The 17,188-nt window shown below is 65.0% G+C and carries 15 protein-coding genes; 8 read left to right on the top strand and 7 right to left on the bottom strand.

Going from position 1 to position 17,188, the window contains the following annotated elements; translation table 11 throughout:
* Nucleotides 1–40 precede the first annotated feature (40 nt).
* Nucleotides 41–307, top strand: a complete 267-nt coding sequence (locus tag G6N36_RS09975) for a YdeI/OmpD-associated family protein (RefSeq protein WP_163686374.1) — start codon at nucleotides 41–43, stop codon at nucleotides 305–307.
* Nucleotides 308–313: 6 nt separating this feature from the next.
* Here G6N36_RS09975 and G6N36_RS09970 read toward each other — a convergent pair whose 3' ends face one another.
* Nucleotides 314–1,531 carry an NAD(P)/FAD-dependent oxidoreductase gene (locus tag G6N36_RS09970; protein ID WP_163686373.1) on the bottom strand — a complete coding sequence of 406 codons (1,218 nt, stop codon included), beginning with the start codon at nucleotides 1,529–1,531 and terminating at the stop codon, nucleotides 314–316.
* A 488-nt stretch (nucleotides 1,532–2,019) separates the two neighbouring features.
* Here G6N36_RS09970 and G6N36_RS09965 point away from each other — a divergent pair, with 488 nt between their 5' ends.
* Nucleotides 2,020–3,402: a hypothetical protein gene (locus G6N36_RS09965; RefSeq protein ID WP_163686372.1), complete on the top strand. Its 1,383-nt coding sequence runs from the start codon at nucleotides 2,020–2,022 to the stop codon at nucleotides 3,400–3,402.
* Here G6N36_RS09965 and G6N36_RS09960 read toward each other — a convergent pair.
* On the bottom strand, nucleotides 3,399–4,316 hold the full coding sequence (locus G6N36_RS09960) for an NAD(P)H-dependent flavin oxidoreductase (protein ID WP_163686371.1): 918 nt from the start codon (nucleotides 4,314–4,316) through the stop codon (nucleotides 3,399–3,401). The two genes, G6N36_RS09965 and G6N36_RS09960, sit on opposite strands and share 4 nt — an antisense overlap.
* Before the next feature lie 75 nt (nucleotides 4,317–4,391).
* Between G6N36_RS09960 and G6N36_RS09955 the strand changes: the two genes are divergently transcribed.
* Nucleotides 4,392–5,426 carry a Rieske 2Fe-2S domain-containing protein gene (locus G6N36_RS09955; protein WP_163686370.1) on the top strand — a complete coding sequence of 345 codons (1,035 nt, stop codon included), beginning with the start codon at nucleotides 4,392–4,394 and terminating at the stop codon, nucleotides 5,424–5,426.
* Nucleotides 5,423–6,511, top strand: a complete 1,089-nt coding sequence (locus G6N36_RS09950; protein WP_163686369.1) for an NAD(P)H-dependent amine dehydrogenase family protein — start codon at nucleotides 5,423–5,425, stop codon at nucleotides 6,509–6,511. The genes G6N36_RS09955 and G6N36_RS09950 overlap by 4 nt, the downstream gene beginning before the upstream one ends.
* Nucleotides 6,512–6,516: 5 nt before the next feature.
* On the opposite strand, the gene G6N36_RS09945 is transcribed toward G6N36_RS09950, so the two are convergent.
* Nucleotides 6,517–7,734 carry a cytochrome P450 gene (locus tag G6N36_RS09945; RefSeq protein ID WP_163686368.1) on the bottom strand — a complete coding sequence of 406 codons (1,218 nt, stop codon included), beginning with the start codon at nucleotides 7,732–7,734 and terminating at the stop codon, nucleotides 6,517–6,519.
* A 162-nt stretch (nucleotides 7,735–7,896) separates the two neighbouring features.
* Between G6N36_RS09945 and G6N36_RS09940 the strand changes: the two genes are divergently transcribed.
* Both G6N36_RS09940 and G6N36_RS09935 read left to right on the top strand, forming a co-directional pair.
* A complete protein-coding gene (locus G6N36_RS09940) occupies nucleotides 7,897–8,469 on the top strand; it encodes a TetR/AcrR family transcriptional regulator (protein WP_163686367.1) in 573 nt (190 codons plus the stop codon).
* Nucleotides 8,466–9,092: a TetR/AcrR family transcriptional regulator gene (locus G6N36_RS09935; protein ID WP_163686366.1), complete on the top strand. Its 627-nt coding sequence runs from the start codon at nucleotides 8,466–8,468 to the stop codon at nucleotides 9,090–9,092. The genes G6N36_RS09940 and G6N36_RS09935 overlap by 4 nt, the downstream gene beginning before the upstream one ends.
* Here the strand turns inward: G6N36_RS09935 and G6N36_RS09930 are convergent.
* From G6N36_RS09930 to G6N36_RS09915, 4 genes are all read right to left on the bottom strand, one after another.
* Nucleotides 9,089–9,985, bottom strand: coding sequence for a DMT family transporter (locus tag G6N36_RS09930; RefSeq protein ID WP_163686365.1), 897 nt, complete (start codon nucleotides 9,983–9,985; stop codon nucleotides 9,089–9,091). The two genes, G6N36_RS09935 and G6N36_RS09930, sit on opposite strands and share 4 nt — an antisense overlap.
* A gap of 71 nt (nucleotides 9,986–10,056) precedes the next feature.
* A complete protein-coding gene (locus tag G6N36_RS09925) occupies nucleotides 10,057–11,178 on the bottom strand; it encodes an acyl-CoA dehydrogenase family protein (protein WP_163686364.1) in 1,122 nt (373 codons plus the stop codon).
* A 13-nt stretch (nucleotides 11,179–11,191) separates the two neighbouring features.
* Nucleotides 11,192–12,424, bottom strand: a complete 1,233-nt coding sequence (locus G6N36_RS09920) for an acyl-CoA dehydrogenase family protein (protein ID WP_163686363.1) — start codon at nucleotides 12,422–12,424, stop codon at nucleotides 11,192–11,194.
* A 76-nt stretch (nucleotides 12,425–12,500) separates the two neighbouring features.
* The gene (locus G6N36_RS09915) at nucleotides 12,501–14,132 is read right to left on the bottom strand and encodes a sensor domain-containing protein (RefSeq protein WP_163686362.1); all 1,632 of its coding nucleotides are present in this window, start codon (nucleotides 14,130–14,132) and stop codon (nucleotides 12,501–12,503) included.
* A gap of 170 nt (nucleotides 14,133–14,302) precedes the next feature.
* On the opposite strand from G6N36_RS09915, the gene G6N36_RS09910 reads away from it, so the two are divergent.
* On the top strand, nucleotides 14,303–15,463 hold the full coding sequence (locus G6N36_RS09910; RefSeq protein WP_163686361.1) for a beta-ketoacyl synthase N-terminal-like domain-containing protein: 1,161 nt from the start codon (nucleotides 14,303–14,305) through the stop codon (nucleotides 15,461–15,463).
* Nucleotides 15,464–15,566: 103 nt separating this feature from the next.
* The gene (locus G6N36_RS09905; protein WP_235689999.1) at nucleotides 15,567–17,120 is read left to right on the top strand and encodes an MFS transporter; all 1,554 of its coding nucleotides are present in this window, start codon (nucleotides 15,567–15,569) and stop codon (nucleotides 17,118–17,120) included.
* Nucleotides 17,121–17,188 lie beyond the last annotated feature (68 nt).

Raw genomic sequence — 17,188 nt, 5'->3', positions numbered from 1 at the left:
GATCACGCTGTCTCAGCGTGATCTTCGATATCGTGGCGCGATGAGTAGCCAGCGGGTGCCCGGAGGTGTGGTGCACAAGCTGCCCTCAGATCTGCGCCAGGCGCTGATCGTCAACGAAACGGCGCTTGCGGCGTGGAAGGACATCACGCCGTTGGCGCGCAACGAATTCATCTGCTGGGTCGAGGACGCCAAGCAGGAGAAGACCCGGGACCGCCGCATTCGTCGCACCCAGGAGGAACTCGAAGAGGGACAGCGCAGACCGTGCTGCTGGCCGGGGTGCAAACATCGCGAGCGCAACGGCAAGTAGCGGACGTCAATCGCCGTAGGCGGGGGCCGCCTGCAACGCCGGCGCGGCCGCGGCGAGGAGTGCGGCGCGGTCGCCGGTGAGCGGGGGGTAGATGCGTTCACCGTTGATCACCTGCTTGGTCGCCTTGGCTTCCGCGCCGGTGCTGACGACTGTGCGATCCCAGCCCTCGGTATACACCGCGCCGGCCGGACCGAGGTCGAGAACGGTTACGTACCAGGGGATTCGCAGCGACAGCATCGGCGCACCGAGCAGATTGCCGATCACGTTGTAACCTGCGTATCGTCCCATCGGTCGCCCGTGCTGACACGACATCACCGACATGTGTTCGTCGTCCATGCGCGCCGCGGCCACATCGCCTGCCGCGAACACGCCGTCGACACCCCTCACCCTCAGGTAGTCGTCGACCGGAAGTCGCCCCAGTCGGTCGCATTCCACCCCGAATTGCGCTGTCAAGGGATTGGCCCGCATGCCCGCGCACCACACGACCGTCGCCGCGGGGACCACCTCTCCGGACGATAGGGTGACACTCCGCTCGTCGACGGCGGTGACACCGACCTGTGTCAAAGTGTCGACTTGGTTGGCGGCCAACGCGTCCTCGATCACCGGACGAGCCGACTCACCCATGTCCGATCCGACCTGAGGGTTGTGATCGATGAGGATCACCCGGGGTGTGGCCTCGGGGCCCAGCGCATGCGAGAGCATCCCGGGCAGCTCACAGGCGGTCTCGATACCTGTGAGCCCGGCGCCGACGACAACAGCGGTGGCGCTCGCGGGGTCCGCCGCGCGGTCGGTGAGACCACGGATGTGAGCCTGTAGCCGCATCGCACCGTCATAGGTGTCGACGTCGTAGCCGAACTCGTCCAGGCCGGGCAAGCCGGGCTTGGCTACTCTGCTGCCAAGCGCGAACACCAGGCGGTCGTAGCTCAACTTCGTGCCATCTGCGGTACTCACGGTGGCCCGGGCCGGGTCGATTCCGGTCACCTCGGCGGTGATGTAACCGATGCCGACCGGATCAAGCAAGTCCTGCAACGGGATTCGGCATGCGCTGAGATCGGCCTCGTAGTTGCGGACCCGGATGTCGTGGAACGGTTGCGAACTGACGACCGTGACTTCGACCGCTTCCCGCGAAGCGCCGAGCTCGTCGAGTCGTCGAGCCGCTCCGAGGGCGGCCCATAGCCCGGCGAACCCGGACCCGAGAACGAGAACGCGTGAAGTTCGCGGCACCGCACAATCGTCTAGGGCGAGCGACGACCTGACAAGTGCAGGAGTTTGCTCGCCGGGCGCGATTCGTGGGCCGTGAATGGCGCCGACGCAGTCGCAATCGCGATCGATCTTGAATGGCGGGCGGCACCTCTGGGTATGCACGGCTGCCGCCCGATACCGCAGGTAGCCGATTTGCGAAGTTTCGACGGAAGGGCCGTCGACATTCGAGCGTTTCCGTGCGTCGTCTGGCGAAGAACCGACCTGTGATCTTGACGGCCGTCGATTGCCTGGTCGAACCGAAAAACCGCTGGTTGGGGGGTTGGGTCGGACGGGTCGTCTTTTCGGACGGCGCCGCGACGCTCGACGACCGCGGCGCTGGGCGTCGCTACAGCGCCCGTACGCAGGCGCGATGCGCCGAGATGGGGTCACTTTCGCGGCGTCAGACTTCTAGTTCGCATAGGCATTTCTGTGCGACAATGTCCTGCGGAATCAGCATGTGGTTTTGCTGAATGGAGGTCATCATCGTCACCACTCATCTGCGCAATGCGGCGGGTGCCTGCGCGCTTTCGATCGGTCTCCTCGTCTGCAGTAGCGGAGGGGCCATCGCCTTCGCCGATCAGACTGACGCGGATAGTGCTACCGCCGGCAGCCTCGATGACACCACCACAGGTGACGCCACGACCACAGACACCTCCACCGGTCCAACCAGCACTGTCGGCAGTCAGCCCACCGACACTGATGCGGTCGAGGACAAGGTCACAACCGTCGGCACGGAAAAGACGACCACGAGCGTGACCATCGGGAACGGACCAACCTCGACGATCCAAGCGCAGACGAACACATCCACCAAGACTGAAGAAGATCCGGACCTCGTCACCATCGCTGTGACGGAGCTCGACAAGGTCGGCATCATGCCCGGCGCAATCTTGGAAACGTCTCCGACACAAGCGGTTACGCCTTCCGCTGTCGAGTTCCAGCCACCGTCGGGATCGAACTCCGGTGCCGGTTCGGCGAAGTTGGCCGAAAGCGATGACTACGCCCCCGCACCGCTTGCTGCGCCGGCGGAAAAGACCTTCGCGACCGGTCTGACGGGCCGAGGGCCGGATCCGCTTTCCAACGCCGTCATCGTGCCCGTGTCGAACGCGATCGTCACCCTTGCGCGGGGACTGGGGCAGGGCGCTTTCACGCTCGCACAACTGCCGACGTCCGCGACGCCGGTCACCGACGTTATCGAGGCTCTATCGTTGATGGTCGGCGGCGTGATCGGAGCGGTCGTCGAGGTCTCTCGGGTGCCCGGAAACCTGATCACCTTGCTTGCGGCCAACCCTGCAAGTGTCCAGCCGCCGCCGATCGGTGCGAGCAGAACCGTCGTGAGCACAGTGCGGACACCAGTTGACCTCATGCTCGGGCCCGGGGTGTCGCAGGCGCAACCCCCGATCGCGACGGCGGGCGCACCGCTGTTCGGTACAGCCATCTATGCGGCCGCCGCCGGGAGCGCTCCCGCGACCAGCCTCAAGAACCAATTGTCGCTGTCCGGTCTGGCCCCGGTCCCCTCGGGCGTCAGCCCGGCGACCACATCGTTCCTCGATCACGTGGTCAGGTCGGTTCTGGTGCCCGCGTCGTTGACGGCGCTCGCCGCCATCGCCGTGCCGGGTCTCGGTGGTCTGCTGATCGTGTGCGCCGCCGGTGTCCGGGTTGGCTATCGGCAGGCGAAGGCCGGTCTGGCATTGCGGGCGTCGGGAATTGCACGGTTCGCAGGCCCTGGTCCAATGGGCGTCGTTCGGTCGGGTTCGCTGATCGCGCTGCACACCCGGACCCCGAAGTTCGCCAAGACGCCGGCAGTCAAAGGGAAGTCGGCGACGGGACCGCGCCTCCTCGAGAGCGTCGCTTAGCCGACGCGGGATCGCGCCGCATCCAACACCTTTTCGATCTCGACCCACGTCTGGCGGACTATGTCGGCCACCGGAAGAAGATCGGCGATGCGCGAAGACACCTGACCGGTGTTGGCGACACTGGCTTCCATATCACCGCCGAAGTAGAGCTCGGTCACCTTGCCGAGCAGCTTGGCGTTCGGATCATGCTCCGCGACGCGTGCGGCCAGGCCCGTGCGGAGGACACGCATCGTCGGGTTGCCCGGAATGTCGAGCAAAACGGTGCCCGCGTCATTGCCGGCGACGATCGCATCCTTGAAGTTCATGTGCACCAACGACTCGCGGCTCGCCAGCATCCGCGTGCCCATTTGAACGCCCTCCGCGCCCAGAACCAAGGACGCCGCGGCGGACTGCGAGTCGCACATCCCGCCCGCGGCGATGATCGGCAAATCGACGTGGGCCGCGACCAGGGGGAGCAGCACCATCGTCGAGGCTCCCAGCGCGGATTTGAAGCCGCCGCCCTCGACACCCTCGACGACCAAGGCGTCGACTCCGGCGTCGACCGCCTTGCCTGCCGCACGCAACGAGCCGACGACGTGTACCACCGTCATGCCGGCGTCGTGCAGTCTTGCCGTGAACAACGCGGGATCACCCGCGGAGGTGAACACGTGCCGCACACCCGCCGCGGCGAGCATTTCGACGATCGAGGGGTCACCCTTCCAGCCCTGGATCATCAGGTTGGCCGCGACGGGCAGGTCCGTCAGCGTGCGCACCCTCATGAGGTCCGCACGGCCCTCTGGGGTCAAGGTCTCGATCATCCCCAGCCCGCCGGCCTCTGAGACCGCTGCGGCCAATTCCGCGCGCGCGATGTACGTCATGGGGGCTTGAACGACGGGATAGTCGACGCCGAGAAGGGTTTGCACTCTATTGGGCACAGACCATTTAACCGCGCTGAGCGGGCAAGCAGCCGGCTGTCGCCTTTTTACATTGAGTGCTTTATGATTTTTCGCATGGCCAAGCCACCCCTGTCGATGAAGCCGACCGGCTGGTTCCAAGTTGCGTGGTCTGACGAGATCAAGATCGGCGACGTGCACCGGATGACGTACTTCGGCACCGAGATGGTCGCGTGGCGAGCCGAGTCCGGCCAGCTCACCGTGATGGACGCATACTGCGAGCACCTCGGCGCGCACCTCGGTCACGGTGGTCATGTCGAGGGCGAGGTCATCCAATGCCCGTTCCACGGCTGGCAGTGGAACCACGAGGGTCGCAACGTGTGCATTCCGTATCAGGATCGGCCCAACCGGGGCAGGCGTATCCGCACCTACCCGACTGTCGAACGCAACGAGTCCGTCTACATCTGGCACGACATCGAGCGCCGCGAACCGTATTTCGACGCACCGGACATCTTCGCGAGTTTCGGCGACGGCAGCAGCGCGGCCGACTACTACCCGCAGCAGCGGCTCTACCGCGAAACGTTGGAGCTGCACCCCCAGTACGTCCTGGAGAACGGCGTCGACTTCGCCCACTTCAAGTTCGTGCACCAGACGCCGATCGTGCCGGTCTTCACCCGCCACGACTTCGACAACGACGTGTCATACGTCGATTTCACGATCACCTTCGAAGGCGACGATCAGCAGAGCATCGAAGACGTCGACAGCAGGGTCGAAGCGATCAACGGTGGTCTCGGGATCGCTGTGACGAAAAGCTATGGGATGATTGATAATCGGACTATCTCCGCAGTCACCCCGGTCGACGATCGCACGTCCGACGTTCGGTTCATGGTCTACATCGGGCGCACGCCGGGCCGTGACGACGAGCGGGCCGAGATGAAGGCCCGCCAGTTCGGTGACGAAGTCATCCGGCAGTTCACTCAGGACATCCACATCTGGCAGCACCAGCGATACTCGGATCCGCCCGCGTTGGCGAATGCCGAGCAGGATGGGTTCACCGCAATCCGGCAGTGGGCCTTGAAGTTTTATCCCGACGGCCTCGGCGGTAGCGCCGCCGACCTGCAATCCGCTTCCAAGAGAGGGCAGAAGAGTTGAGTGCAAATCGTAAGCCGATCCGCGTGTTCCAGGTCGCGACGGGCAACGTCGGCAGCGAGATGATCAAGCGGATCGCCGACCGGCCCGACCTCGAACTGATCGGTGTGCACTGCTACTCACCGGAAAAGGTGGGGAAGGACGCCGGCGAGCTCGCCGGGCTGGCGCCCAACGGGGTGGTCGCGACCGGGTCGATCGAGGAGATCATCGCCGCCAAGCCCGATGTCCTGACCTTCCACGGCGTCTTCCCGGACGAGGACCTCTACGTCAAGATCCTCGAGGCCGGCATCAACATCGTCACCACCGCGGACTGGATCACCGGCTGGCACCGCGACACCAACCATCCGCATCCGTCGGGTAAGCCTGTCTCGCAACTGCTTCGGGAGGCATGTGAGAAGGGCGGTTCCACCTTCTACGGCACCGGGATGAATCCAGGCCTGAACCAGATCCTGGGAGTCGTGTGCTCGGCCGACGTCGCCGAGATCGAGAACGTCACCACGATCGAGTCGGTCGACGTGTCGTGTCACCACTCGAAGGACACCTGGATCGAGGTCGGCTACGGCCTGCCCGTCGACGATCCGAGCATTCCGGGCAAGTTGGAGAAGTACACCCGCGTATTCGCGGACAGTGTGCTGATGATGGCCGATTGCTTTGGTCTGACACTCGATGAGGTCAAGTTCAGCTTCGAACTCGGGGCGTGCACCAAGGACGTCGATCTGGGCTGGTACGTGCTGCCGAAGGGTTCGCTCGGCGGCAACTACATCAAGTATCAGGGCATGGTTGACGGCGTGCCCAGAGTTGAGACGCATCTGGAGTGGCAGATGACTCCGCATACGGATCCGAGCTGGGATATCAAGGGCTGCTACATCACACAGATCAAGGGCGATCCGTGTGTGTACAACAAGCACATGATCTTCCCGAAGCCCGGAGTCGACCTGTCCGACCCGGCGAACTTCGCGTCGATCGGTATGACGGTGACCGGAATGCCCGCCTTGAGTGCGATCACGTCCGTGGTCGATGCGCCGCCCGGGCTGGTGACGAGCGCCGATATACCGTTGCGTGGGTTCGCGGGCCGCTTCAAGTTGTGACCGTCTCAGGCCACGCTGAGTTTCAGCCTTTCCAGACGACGCACGAGAAGGCTGGGCAGCCACCTGCCGGTGTCGACTGGCTCGATCCACGAGGTGCGCTCGAGGAGTCGGCCGATGACGATTCTCGCTTCCAGCCTCGCGAGCGCTGCGCCGACACAGAAGTGGGCTCCCTTGCCGAAAGTGATGTGCCCCTTACCGCCCGGTCGGTCAAGGCGGAAATCGTTGGCAGAGGGGAAATGTGACGGGTCCCGGTTTGCCGCCCCCCACAGCAACACCAGACGTGACTCGGCGGGCAGGTCGACGCCGAAAAGCACAGTGTCGTTGATGACGTGGCGGTAGTGCCCCCGGAAGGGCGGCTCGAACCGCAGCACTTCTTCTAGAAAGGCCCCCAGCAGATCCGGATCATCACGGACCTCCCGCTGGACGGCGGGTTGTGAAGCCAGCACGTGTGCAGCGGATCCGATCAGCGACGCGGTGGACTCACCGCCGGCACTGAACAATGTCGCCATGATGTTGAGTGCAGTCGCGTCGGTCAAATCCCCTGCGGCGCGGGCCGTCGCAAGATCACCGAGCAGATTGTCCTGCGGGTTGTCGGCAGCCTGCTGAAAGTGCTCGTTGATGTAGACGGCGAGTTCCATGACGGCGACGCCCGCCTCGGTGACTTCCTCCTGGCTGACCAGGCCCTCGACCGTTTTCGTGCCGGCGTAGCCCCACCGCATCAGCTGCTCGGTATCGACATCAGGTACGCCGATGAGGCGGGTGACGATCATCATCGGCAGCCGGTTGGCCATCGCCGACATCCACTCGATGCGTCCGTCGTGGACATGCTCGTCCCACAATCGGGCTTCCATCTCGCCGACATACTCCTCGACCGACTTGATCCGCCTCGCTGCGAGTTGTGGCAGCAACAACTTGCGGTGGGCGGCGTGGGCGGGGTCATCAGCCGTCGCCAGCGCTTGCAACTCGCTGCCGAGCTCACTGAACGCGAAACGTCCGACCTTGCCGTTCTCGTAGGTCATCGTTGCGGTCAAATTCGATGAGAAATCTTCCGGCCGTGCGATGACCTCATTGATGGCATCCCAACCGGAGACGGCGTAGAACCCCGAGTCGCCGATCGCATGTACCTGGCCGCTGGCATGCATTCGCTCGTAAAGAGGATACGGATCCTGGATGTTCTCATCGTCGAACAAAGCCAGTCCGAGCTGACCCTCTTGCACCGTCATTTCTCAAGGCTGAGGCGCAATGCGCACCGCGTCAACGGCGGCGCGTGAAGTTGAAACGCCAAGTCGCGGCAGTTGACAGAGGCTGTCTCACGTCACGGCTTGTAGCAGCAATTTCCGTGAGATGGATACACGATTTTGTCTCAACGTGAGATCATCCGTTCCATGACTCGCACAGACTGGCTGGTGGGCGACGACCGGCGAACGGCGGCCGCTGAGCGCATCTACGCCGCCGCCACCGAGATGATCGCCAGCGGTGGACTGGACGCGTTCGATGTCGACACGCTCGCGTCGCGGGTGCACTGCTCGCGCGCGACGATCTACCGCCACGCGGGCGGCAAGGCCGAGATTCGTGAGGCCGTACTCATCCGCGTCGCTGACCGGATCATCACCACGGTCCGCGAGTCCGTCGACCACCTCACCGGCTCCGGCCGTATCGTCACGGCGATCTCGGTGGCCCTGAAAGAGATTCGGTCCGATCCACTGGGACGCTTGATGATGTCCTCGGTGAAGGCTCAGGAGATCAGGTTGTTCACTGACTCTCCGGTGGTCGCGCGGTTCGCCCGTGACATCAACGGCCTCACCGAGGACGATCCACAAGCCGCGCAGTGGATCGTCCGCATCGTGCTGGCGCTGATGTACTGGCCCGTGGACGACGCCGAGGTCGAACGCCAGATTGTGCAGCGCTTTGTCTCGCCGGCCTTCGATTCGGCCGCCGTAACATCTGGAGAACCATGACCTCCAACGTCACGCCGCGTCGTCCCGCCAACGGCAAGCAGGTTCGCGCGGACCGCACGCGGGCGATGGTCATCGACGAGACCGTGCACTGCGTCCTCGAGGAGGGGTTCGGCGCCGCGAGCGCCAAACACATCACCGAGCGCGCCGGTGTGACGTGGGGTGTGATTCAGTACCACTTCGGTGACCGCGACGGTCTGCTGATGGCCGTCGTCGACAGTGGGTTCAGCGAGTTGCTGGCGAAACTGCGAGAGGTCGAACCCAAACTGGGCTCACACATCGGACGTGCGAGGACCGAACTTCTCGTCAACACTGTCGCGGACGCATTTCTGAGTCCGACATCGATTGCGGCACTGGAGATTCTGATCGCGACGAGGGCGAGCCGGGCGGACGTCGACCAACGTCATCTGCTGAATTTGTTCGCGACGCTCACCGGTCTCGGTCGTTATGTCGCCGAGGGACTCGAGCCCGAGCGCGCAGATGCGGTCGGCAATCTCGTGTGGACCACGTTGATGGGCACCATGGTGGCCACCATGGCGGTGCCGGACCCCGTCGACGTCAGCCGCGAACTACGTGCGTTGACCGATGCGATCACGGCGTACGTCGACGAGGCGCGCAGAGGTTAGCGCGGTGCGGCCCGTGTCGGCTCGGTCGCGGCACCGGCCGGCGCTGCCGCGCGGCGGTGGGTGGCGAGCACGCAACCGACGAGGATGAGCACCAGGGCAGCGACGTTCCACGGCGTGAGCTGTTCGTTCAGCACGATCACCCCGGCCGCCAGAGCCACCGCCGGATTGATGTAGGTGAATACCAGCGCCCGAGCCGCCCCGACCTCGCGGATCAGGGCGAAGAACACCATGAACGCCAACGCCGTGCAAATCACGGCGAGCCCGGCGAGTGCCAAAAGCACTTGAGTGGAGGGCATTTCAGATGGCCAGGTGACCGCGGCCGGCACCGCATACACCAGTGCCGCGAAGCCGAGACACACTGCAGTCATCGGCAGTGCAGGCACGTCGGCCAGATGGCGCGCGGCGATCAGCGGTGCGATCGCGTAACACGTCGCCACCAACAGCACCTCGATGATCGGCCACGTGCTGCCCCCGATGTGCGGGCCTGCGAGAACCGCGACACCCGCGATGCCGACGGCGAGGCCGAGGATCCGTTTGGCGCCGAGTCGCTCGCCGCCGGTGAGGCGGTCCAGCGCCGCGGCGATGATCGGAGCCGCGGCGATGAGAAGACCGGTCATCGAACTGCTGAGGTGACGTTCGGCGTCCGACAGCAGCCACCACGCGGCGATGATTTCGAAGAAAGCGAATCCCAGCAACGCCTTCCAATGGTCGCGCACGATGGTCACCGTCCGTCGCGACATGGCCAGCGGGAGCAGGACCGCGGCGCCGACGGCGACGCGGGTGAACACCAGCACCGGTACCGAAACGCCATCGACCGCAATCTTGATCAGCAGGTAGGGGATACCCCAGATGATGCTCATCGCGAGGAACAGGATCCATCCGCGCGAGCTCACGCAGCCACCCTACGTTGCGAATTCGGCGCGTTAACCGACCGCGAGGGTTGACCAGCGCGCCCGATTCGCTACTACGTGGTGAGCTCCGCATACCGGCCGACGTGATAGTCCGTTGAACCGAACTCGAACTGGGCCGCGGTCAACCGCTTGAAGTAGTGGCCGATCGCCAGTTCCTCCGTCATACCCATACCGCCGTGGAGCTGCACCGCCTGTTGACCGATGAAGCGCGCGGCGCGCCCGACTGTGGCCTTGGCCGCCGATACCGCTCGGGCACGGATTTCGGGTTCGGAATCGAGCTTGAGGACCGTGAGGTAGACGGCAGCGACGGCCTGCTCGAGTTCCATGTACATGTCGACCATCCGATGCTGCAGCGCCTGAAAGCTGCCGATCGGCTGTCCGAACTGATGGCGCTGCTTGGCGTATTCGACGGTATCGGACAACACCTTTCGCATGCAGCCGACCGCTTCGGAGCAGACCGCCGCCGCCCCTTCGTCACGCGATGTGGCGATCGACGGCCAGGCCTGACCTTCCTCGCCCAGCAGTGCTTCGCCCGGCAGCGTCAGCCCGTCGAAGACGATGTCGGCGGCGCGTCGGTCATCGACGGTGCGATACGGGTGCGTCTTGATACCAGCGGTCGCCCCGTCCAGCTCGACGACGAACAACGACATGCCGTCATCGGTGCGGGCAGTCACGAGCAGGTGAGTCGCCAACGGGGCGCTCATCGCGACGATCTTCGACCCTCGAAGAACCCACCCGTCGCCGCCACGCTCTGCGATCGTGGACACGTCCTGCCAGTTCTCGCCCGACGATGCTTCCGCCGCTGCCAGCGCGACGACCGCATTGCCTTCCACGATCTTCTCGAGCAGCGACGTCGCGACGGGACCGCCCGCACGCTGCAGCAATCCGCCCGCGACCACCACAGTGTCCACATAGGGCTCGACCACCAGCGCGTGCCCGAGCGCCTCGGCGATCACCATGATCTCGACCGGGCCGCCGCCGATGCCGCCGACATCCTCGGGCAGTGCGGCGCCGAGGATGCCGAGTTCATTGGCGAAGCCACTCCAGATGTCGGGCTGCCAGCCAGGGCCCGTCTTCGCCGCGGCGCGGCTCTTCTCGAGGTCGTATCGGGTCGCCAGGAACTTGCCGAGCCCGTCGCGCAGCAGTTCCTGTTCCTTGCTCAGGTTGAAGTCCATGTGATGCCGCCTATCAAAGTCCGAGAGCCGCTTTGGCCAGGATGTTGCGCTGAATCTCGTTGCTGCCCGCGTAGATCGAGCCGGCGCGATCGTTGAGATAGCGCAGCGGCGCGACGGCCTGCCACTCGTCGCCGCTGATGTAGTCGTCGGCGGGGGCCTCGTATTCGGTCACCGGGCCGCCGGGACAGGCCGCGTGTGGTTGGTAGACCCGTCCGCGTGGGCCGGCCGCTTCCATCGCGAGCTCGGTCAGCGCCTGACTCAACTCGGTGGCGAGCACCTTCAGCATCGACGACGCCACGCCCGGATTCTTGCCCTCGGCGACGGCGGCGAGCACCCGGTATTCGAGAATCTCCAGAACTTCGGTACGGATTCGCGCGTCAGCCAGCTTTCGCGCGAAGGCGGGGTCGTCGAGCAGGCGCCCGCCGGCGGGACCGGGCTGATCGGCGGCGACGGAGGCGATCTCGTCGGCCATCACCTGCAGCGCCGGCGATGACGCGCCGCCACCGCGCTCGAACTCCAGCAGGTACTTCGCGACGGTCCAGCCCTCGTCGATCTTGCCGAGCACATTGGCCTTCGGCACCCGAACCTCGTCGAAGAAGACCTGGTTCTGCACCTCCTCGCCGGAGGTCATGACGAGAGGGCGGATTTGGATGCCCGGCGTTGTCATGTCGATGAGGACGAACGTGATGCCCTGCTGTTTCTTCTGGGCCTTCGAGGTCCGCACCAACGCGAACATCCAGTTGGCCTCGCGGGCGTGGGTCGTCCAGATCTTGCTTCCCGTGCACACCAAGTGGTCGCCATCGTCGACGGCGGCCATCGACAGCGCCGCCAGGTCGGAGCCGGCTTCGGGTTCGGAATACCCCTGGCAGAAGAACACCTCGCCGGTCAGGATGCGGGGCAAAAAGAAGTCCTTTTGCTTCTGCGTGCCGAACTTGACCAGCGCGTGCGCGACCATGCGGATGCCCATCGGAGACAGCGACGGCGCTCCGGCCAGCTGGGATTCTCTACTGAAGATGTAGTGCTGGGTCAGGGTCCAGTCGCAGCCGCCGTGCTCGACGGGCCACGCGGGTGCCGCCCAACCACGTTCGTGGAGAATGCTCTGCCACTTCATGCTCGCTTCGTGATCGGCGTAGACGCTCGTCATGAGGCGACCGGCGCGGCGCAGTTCCGGTGTCAGCTTGTCGTCCAGAAATTCGCGCACTTCGTCGCGAAAAGCCACATCGGCCGACGACCACGTGAGGTCCATGGTTGATCCCCTGTCTGCAGGACGCTACGGACAGAGTAAACCTAGTTAGTTAAGTGGGATACAGGCGGTCGTACCTTCAGGGCGACATGAAGTGCGTGGTGGCGCGATAAACCTTGGCCTTGTACATCGCGGCGTCGGCGTCGCGCAGGATCTCTGCCGCGTCACGCGAATCCTCAGGAACCACCTGGGTCACGCCGATACTCGCGGTGAGGCTGCACGCGATGCCGGCGACATCCAACGGTGCGGCGAGGGCGGCATGCAGTCGCTCGGCAAGGCCTTCCAGCGCGGAGTAGTCGGGGTTTCCGAAAAGCAGTGCGACGAACTCGTCTCCGCCGTGGCGGGCGATCAAGTCCTCGGAGCGCAGGGTGGCTCGTAACCGCTGCGCCGCGGTCTTGATCACGGCGTCGCCCGCGTAGTGGCCGAACGCATCGTTGACGGTCTTGATGTTGTCGAGATCGATGAACATGACCGCCGCCAGCGTGGGTGGGTCGGCCTGCAGCGCCTGGGTCGCCTGCGCCTCGGCATACGCTCGGTTCGGGAGCCCGGTGAGTGAGTCGTGATGAGCTTGATGTTTGAGCTGAAGTTGCGCATCACGCTGGTCGGTGACATCGGTGAACGACGCGAGCAGCGCCTGCTGGCCGGTCTCGGCCGGGTCGAGCAGGCGGGAGCTGACGGAAAGCCAGCGACGCGCGCCGTCCGGCCGGTCGAAGCCGACGACTACGTGCCGAGGCACGAGACCGGTGGTCAGTGACCTCACGAAGAACGGATGCCAATCCTCGAGCTCGTGGCCTTCGGCGTCATACAGCGGGAATGCCTCCGAGAGGTCTGCGTAGTGGGGCAGCTTGCCGCTGAACGGCAAGCCGAGGATGCGGCGCGCGGCGGGGTTGATCCACTCCGGCTGGCCGTCCGCGTCGAGAACCACCACGCCTTCGACGAGTGAGTCCACGACGATCTGAAACCTGCGCTCGGCTCGCCGCAGGGCCGTCTGGTCAGAGCAGACGAGGACGTAACCGTCGTCCATCGCCGCGGCTGCGACCCGAACGATGAGCGCCGTGCCGTCCGCGGAGTAGTGAATCGAGTGCTCGACGCCGCCGTCTGCGACGATTGCGGCGGGATCGACGGCGGCGCCGACCGCCTCGGTGATCGGGAGGTCCAGTGCGTCCGCCGCGGACCTGCCGTAAATGGCTTCGGCCGCTGGATTCCAGGTGGTGATCGTGCCAGCTAACGTCGTCGCGATGATTGCGTCCGTGGCGTGAGTTACGAGTGCGGCCTGATATCGCAGGGTGGCCTCGGCGGCCTTCTCGATCGTCAGGTCGCGGAAGATCACTTGGTAAGCAGGTTTGCCGTCCCAGCTCGTCAGCACCGACACGATTTCGGCGTCCACCGGGCTGCCGTCCAGCCGCAGCATCACCGCTTCCGCGGCCGGCGTGCTGTCACCCTCCCCGTGCAGAGAGGCAATGCGGCCGAGCATCGGTGCGATGGAATCGGGATGGACGAAATCCGTGATCATCCGCCCCACGAGGTCATCTGCGCTCTTGGCGGCGATCCCCCTGACACCGGCGGGATTTACGTAAACTACACGCCCTTCGGCGTGGACACACATGGGGTCGGGGCTGTGTTCCAACAGCCGCCTGAAGCGCTCTTCGACCGGATCGAGCGGTTGAGACGAGGCGTCGTTCGTGGCCGCGTCGTCGTCACTGGCCGTCATCGACGGCTCCTCGATCCCAAGTTAGCTGGTGGTTCACGCAGCTCAACGGTGTGCGTCGTCACTGCACCCACTGTCCCATGTGTGACATTCTGCCTGGTCAACTCCGGCGGAATAGGCGTTAATTGAATGGGGAATTTCTCAGCAACGGGCAAACAGAAAGGCGATAAATCATGGTAGGACCGATGACCATCACCGGGATCGGTGCAGTAACGGGGTATGGCTGGGGCGCGGAGCCGCTGTGGACCGGCCTGATCAGCGGCAAGCCTGCCGCAAAATTGGTCGGGGGGTTCGGTTCGAGCGGCGATGAGGATGCGTGGGTGGCTCAGATCGCCGACGAGGGTAATCCGCTCGACGGGCTCACCAGGTTTTCCCGTGCGATGCGCGGGGCCGCTCGCGAAGCCGTGACCGACGCATTCGAGCGGGGCTGGGTGCCCGGCCGCAGGGTTGGGCTGCTGCACGCCGTCGTGATCTCCGAGGTCGAGGGTTGGCGCGACTTCTACCTCAAGGACGCGGCCCATCGCAGAATTCGCGACTACCTCACCTTGATGCCGTCCACCCCGGTGTCGATGCTGATGAAGGAATACGACTTCCATGGGCCCGCGATGAACGTCTCGGCGATGTGCTCGTCGGGCAACGCCGGGTTGATCACCGCGAAGATGTGGCTGGACAGCGGCTTCGTCGACGACGTGGTGTTCGTATCCACTGACCTGTCGCTGACGCCGGAGAACGTAGAACATTTCGTACGCCTCGGCGTCGGCGTCGTCGACGTCGAACCGCTCGACGCGTGCCGCCCGTTCCAGGAGGGCAGCCGAGGCTTTCCGGCGGGCGAAGCCGCGGTTTCCTTCGTCCTGTCCAAAGGCGTCGAGCGGCCTTACGCACAAATGCTCGGTGGCGACATGTCCCACGACGCTCACCACCTGACGTCGGTCGACCCCGCCCGTACGTACATCGATCAGTGTGTCCGCAACGCGCTGAGTGCGGCGAACACATCGACCGACGAGATCTCCTATCTCAACGCTCACGGACCCGGCACCCAGCAATGCGACGCCGCAGAGGCCGGAATCGTCGACGAGGTACTGCACGGCATACCGGGCATTTACTCCATCAAGCAGATGGTCGGGCACTGCCAGGGCGCCGCGGCGGCCGTCGAGCTCGCCGCGGCCGCACTCAGCTATGAGCACGGAACCGTTCCTGCGCCGCCGACCGTGGCTCCCGGTCACCCGCGACTGCTGGATGGGCCCACGCGGATGAAACCCGGTGCGCTGACGCTGAAGACGTCATTGGGCATGGGCGGACACAACTCGGCGGTGGTGCTCGCACCGGCTGCCTGATTAGTTTCCGAATCAACATTGTGGACCCCCTGATTGCCCGTAGTCTGCGGCCTGCCCGGCTTCGGTGTACCGCCGATCCTGGGGAGGAGAGTTCAGTCGCCCGATGGGCGTTGATGTCTGGGCACCTGCGCCGTCAGCCGACAGGGAGAACATGAGTCATCGAGTTTCCGGCCGTCGCGACGAGTGGCGCCCGCCTCGGCGTGCGGCAGATCAGGCGCCCGCGTCGGCTCCGACTCGGCGGTGGTCGGTGTTGGGCGTCATCGGGGCGGCGCAGCTGATGGTCGTCCTCGACATCACCATCGTGAACATCGCTCTGCCGTCGGCTCAAGACGAACTCGGATTCGACGTCGCGAGCCGGCAGTGGGTGATCACGGCTTACTCGCTGGCCTTCGGCAGCCTGCTGTTGCTCGGGGGCCGGTTGTCCGACCGGGTGGGCGTCCGCCGCACGCTGATCATCGGACTGCTCGGATTCGCAGGGGCGTCTGCTGTCGGCGGCGCCGCCGGCGGGTTCGCGATGCTGATCGCGGCGCGCGCGGGCCAGGGAGTTTTCGCCGCCATCCTTGCCCCGGCGGCACTATCCACCCTCAACATCACGTTCACCGAACCCGAAGACCGCGCAAGAGCGTTCGCCGTCTTCTCCGCGATCGCGGCCAGCGGCGCCGTCGTTGGACTGCTTCTCGGGGGTGCGGTGACGGAGTTGCTTTCCTGGCGGTGGTGCCTCTACATCAATCTGGCGTTGGCGTTGCCGGCGGCGGCCGGCGCGTTCTTCATCGTGCGAGCCGCCCCACGGCCGCGCCGGGCCGGGCTCGACTGGCCCGGCGCGGTATCCGCGAGCGGCGGGCTCTTCTGTCTGGTGTACGGGTTGTCAACGGCTGAGTCGGACGGCTGGACCGCATCGCTCACCGTCGTCCTGCTCACCGCGTCGGCGCTGCTGATCGTGGCCTTCGTCGTCATCGAAACGCGGGTGCAAGCGCCGCTGCTCCCTCTCCAGATCGTCGCGGATCGCAACCGGGGTGGCGCCTACCTGACGATTGCGCTCACGTTTTGCGCGATGTTCGCGGCGTTCCTGTTCCTCACCTACTTCATGCAGCGCGACCTGATGTACAGCCCACTCGCTACCGGTGTCGCCTTCCTGCCGATGGCTGCCGGCATTGGGCTCGCCGCCGCATTGGCGAACACGGTGTTGATGCGCCGCGTCGGGCCGCGCCCGATAATCCCGACGGGCATGGTCGTGGCAGCGGCAGGCATGGCCTGGCTCGGCCGGCTCGCGGTCGATGCGACGTACACCCGCGACATCCTCGGCCCGATCATCCTGCTCGGTCTCGGCATGGGGATGGCGTTCTCACCGGCGGTGGCTACCGCGACAAGCGGTGTCGCCACCCGGGACGCAGGCGTCGCCTCGGCGATGGTCAACACCAGTCAGCAAATCGGCGGAACGGTCGGTACCGCCGCCCTTTCGACGATCTTCACCACGGTGCTGGATCGCTATATCCACCACCACCAACCGCCCACCCCCGCTGTCGCGGCAACCGGGGCCATCCACGGGTACACCGTGGCCTTTCACATCGCGAGCGTGCTGTTCCTCGTCGGCGCGATTCTGACGGGCATCATCTTGCGGAGCGGACGATTGATCAACAATGAACCAATTCATATCTGAGCGCCCTTTTGGCAAGCGGCTGAGCGGGTCCCCTGTCGGTCGGTGGGCTGGCACTTTCACGGTGCCCA

This window comes from Mycolicibacterium gadium, from assembly GCF_010728925.1.
Lineage (GTDB): Bacteria > Actinomycetota > Actinomycetes > Mycobacteriales > Mycobacteriaceae > Mycobacterium > Mycobacterium gadium.
Note: the sequence above shows the minus strand (reverse complement) of the source record. Positions and strands in the feature narration are given on the sequence as shown.

Excerpts from the sequence above, each read along its gene's own strand:
- G6N36_RS09975 (WP_163686374.1), top strand. The coding sequence starts at position 41 with ATGAGTAGCCAGCGGGTGCCCGGAGGTGTGGTGCACAAGCTGCCCTCA.
- G6N36_RS09965 (WP_163686372.1), top strand. The coding sequence starts at position 2,020 with ATGGAGGTCATCATCGTCACCACTCATCTGCGCAATGCGGCGGGTGCC.
- G6N36_RS09955 (WP_163686370.1), top strand. The coding sequence starts at position 4,392 with ATGGCCAAGCCACCCCTGTCGATGAAGCCGACCGGCTGGTTCCAAGTT.
- G6N36_RS09945 (WP_163686368.1), bottom strand. The coding sequence starts at position 7,734 with ATGACGGTGCAAGAGGGTCAGCTCGGACTGGCTTTGTTCGACGATGAG.
- G6N36_RS09940 (WP_163686367.1), top strand. The coding sequence starts at position 7,897 with ATGACTCGCACAGACTGGCTGGTGGGCGACGACCGGCGAACGGCGGCC.
- G6N36_RS09935 (WP_163686366.1), top strand. The coding sequence starts at position 8,466 with ATGACCTCCAACGTCACGCCGCGTCGTCCCGCCAACGGCAAGCAGGTT.
- G6N36_RS09925 (WP_163686364.1), bottom strand. The coding sequence starts at position 11,178 with ATGGACTTCAACCTGAGCAAGGAACAGGAACTGCTGCGCGACGGGCTC.
- G6N36_RS09920 (WP_163686363.1), bottom strand. The coding sequence starts at position 12,424 with ATGGACCTCACGTGGTCGTCGGCCGATGTGGCTTTTCGCGACGAAGTG.
- G6N36_RS09915 (WP_163686362.1), bottom strand. The coding sequence starts at position 14,132 with ATGACGGCCAGTGACGACGACGCGGCCACGAACGACGCCTCGTCTCAA.
- G6N36_RS09910 (WP_163686361.1), top strand. The coding sequence starts at position 14,303 with ATGGTAGGACCGATGACCATCACCGGGATCGGTGCAGTAACGGGGTAT.
- G6N36_RS09905 (WP_235689999.1), top strand. The coding sequence starts at position 15,567 with ATGGGCGTTGATGTCTGGGCACCTGCGCCGTCAGCCGACAGGGAGAAC.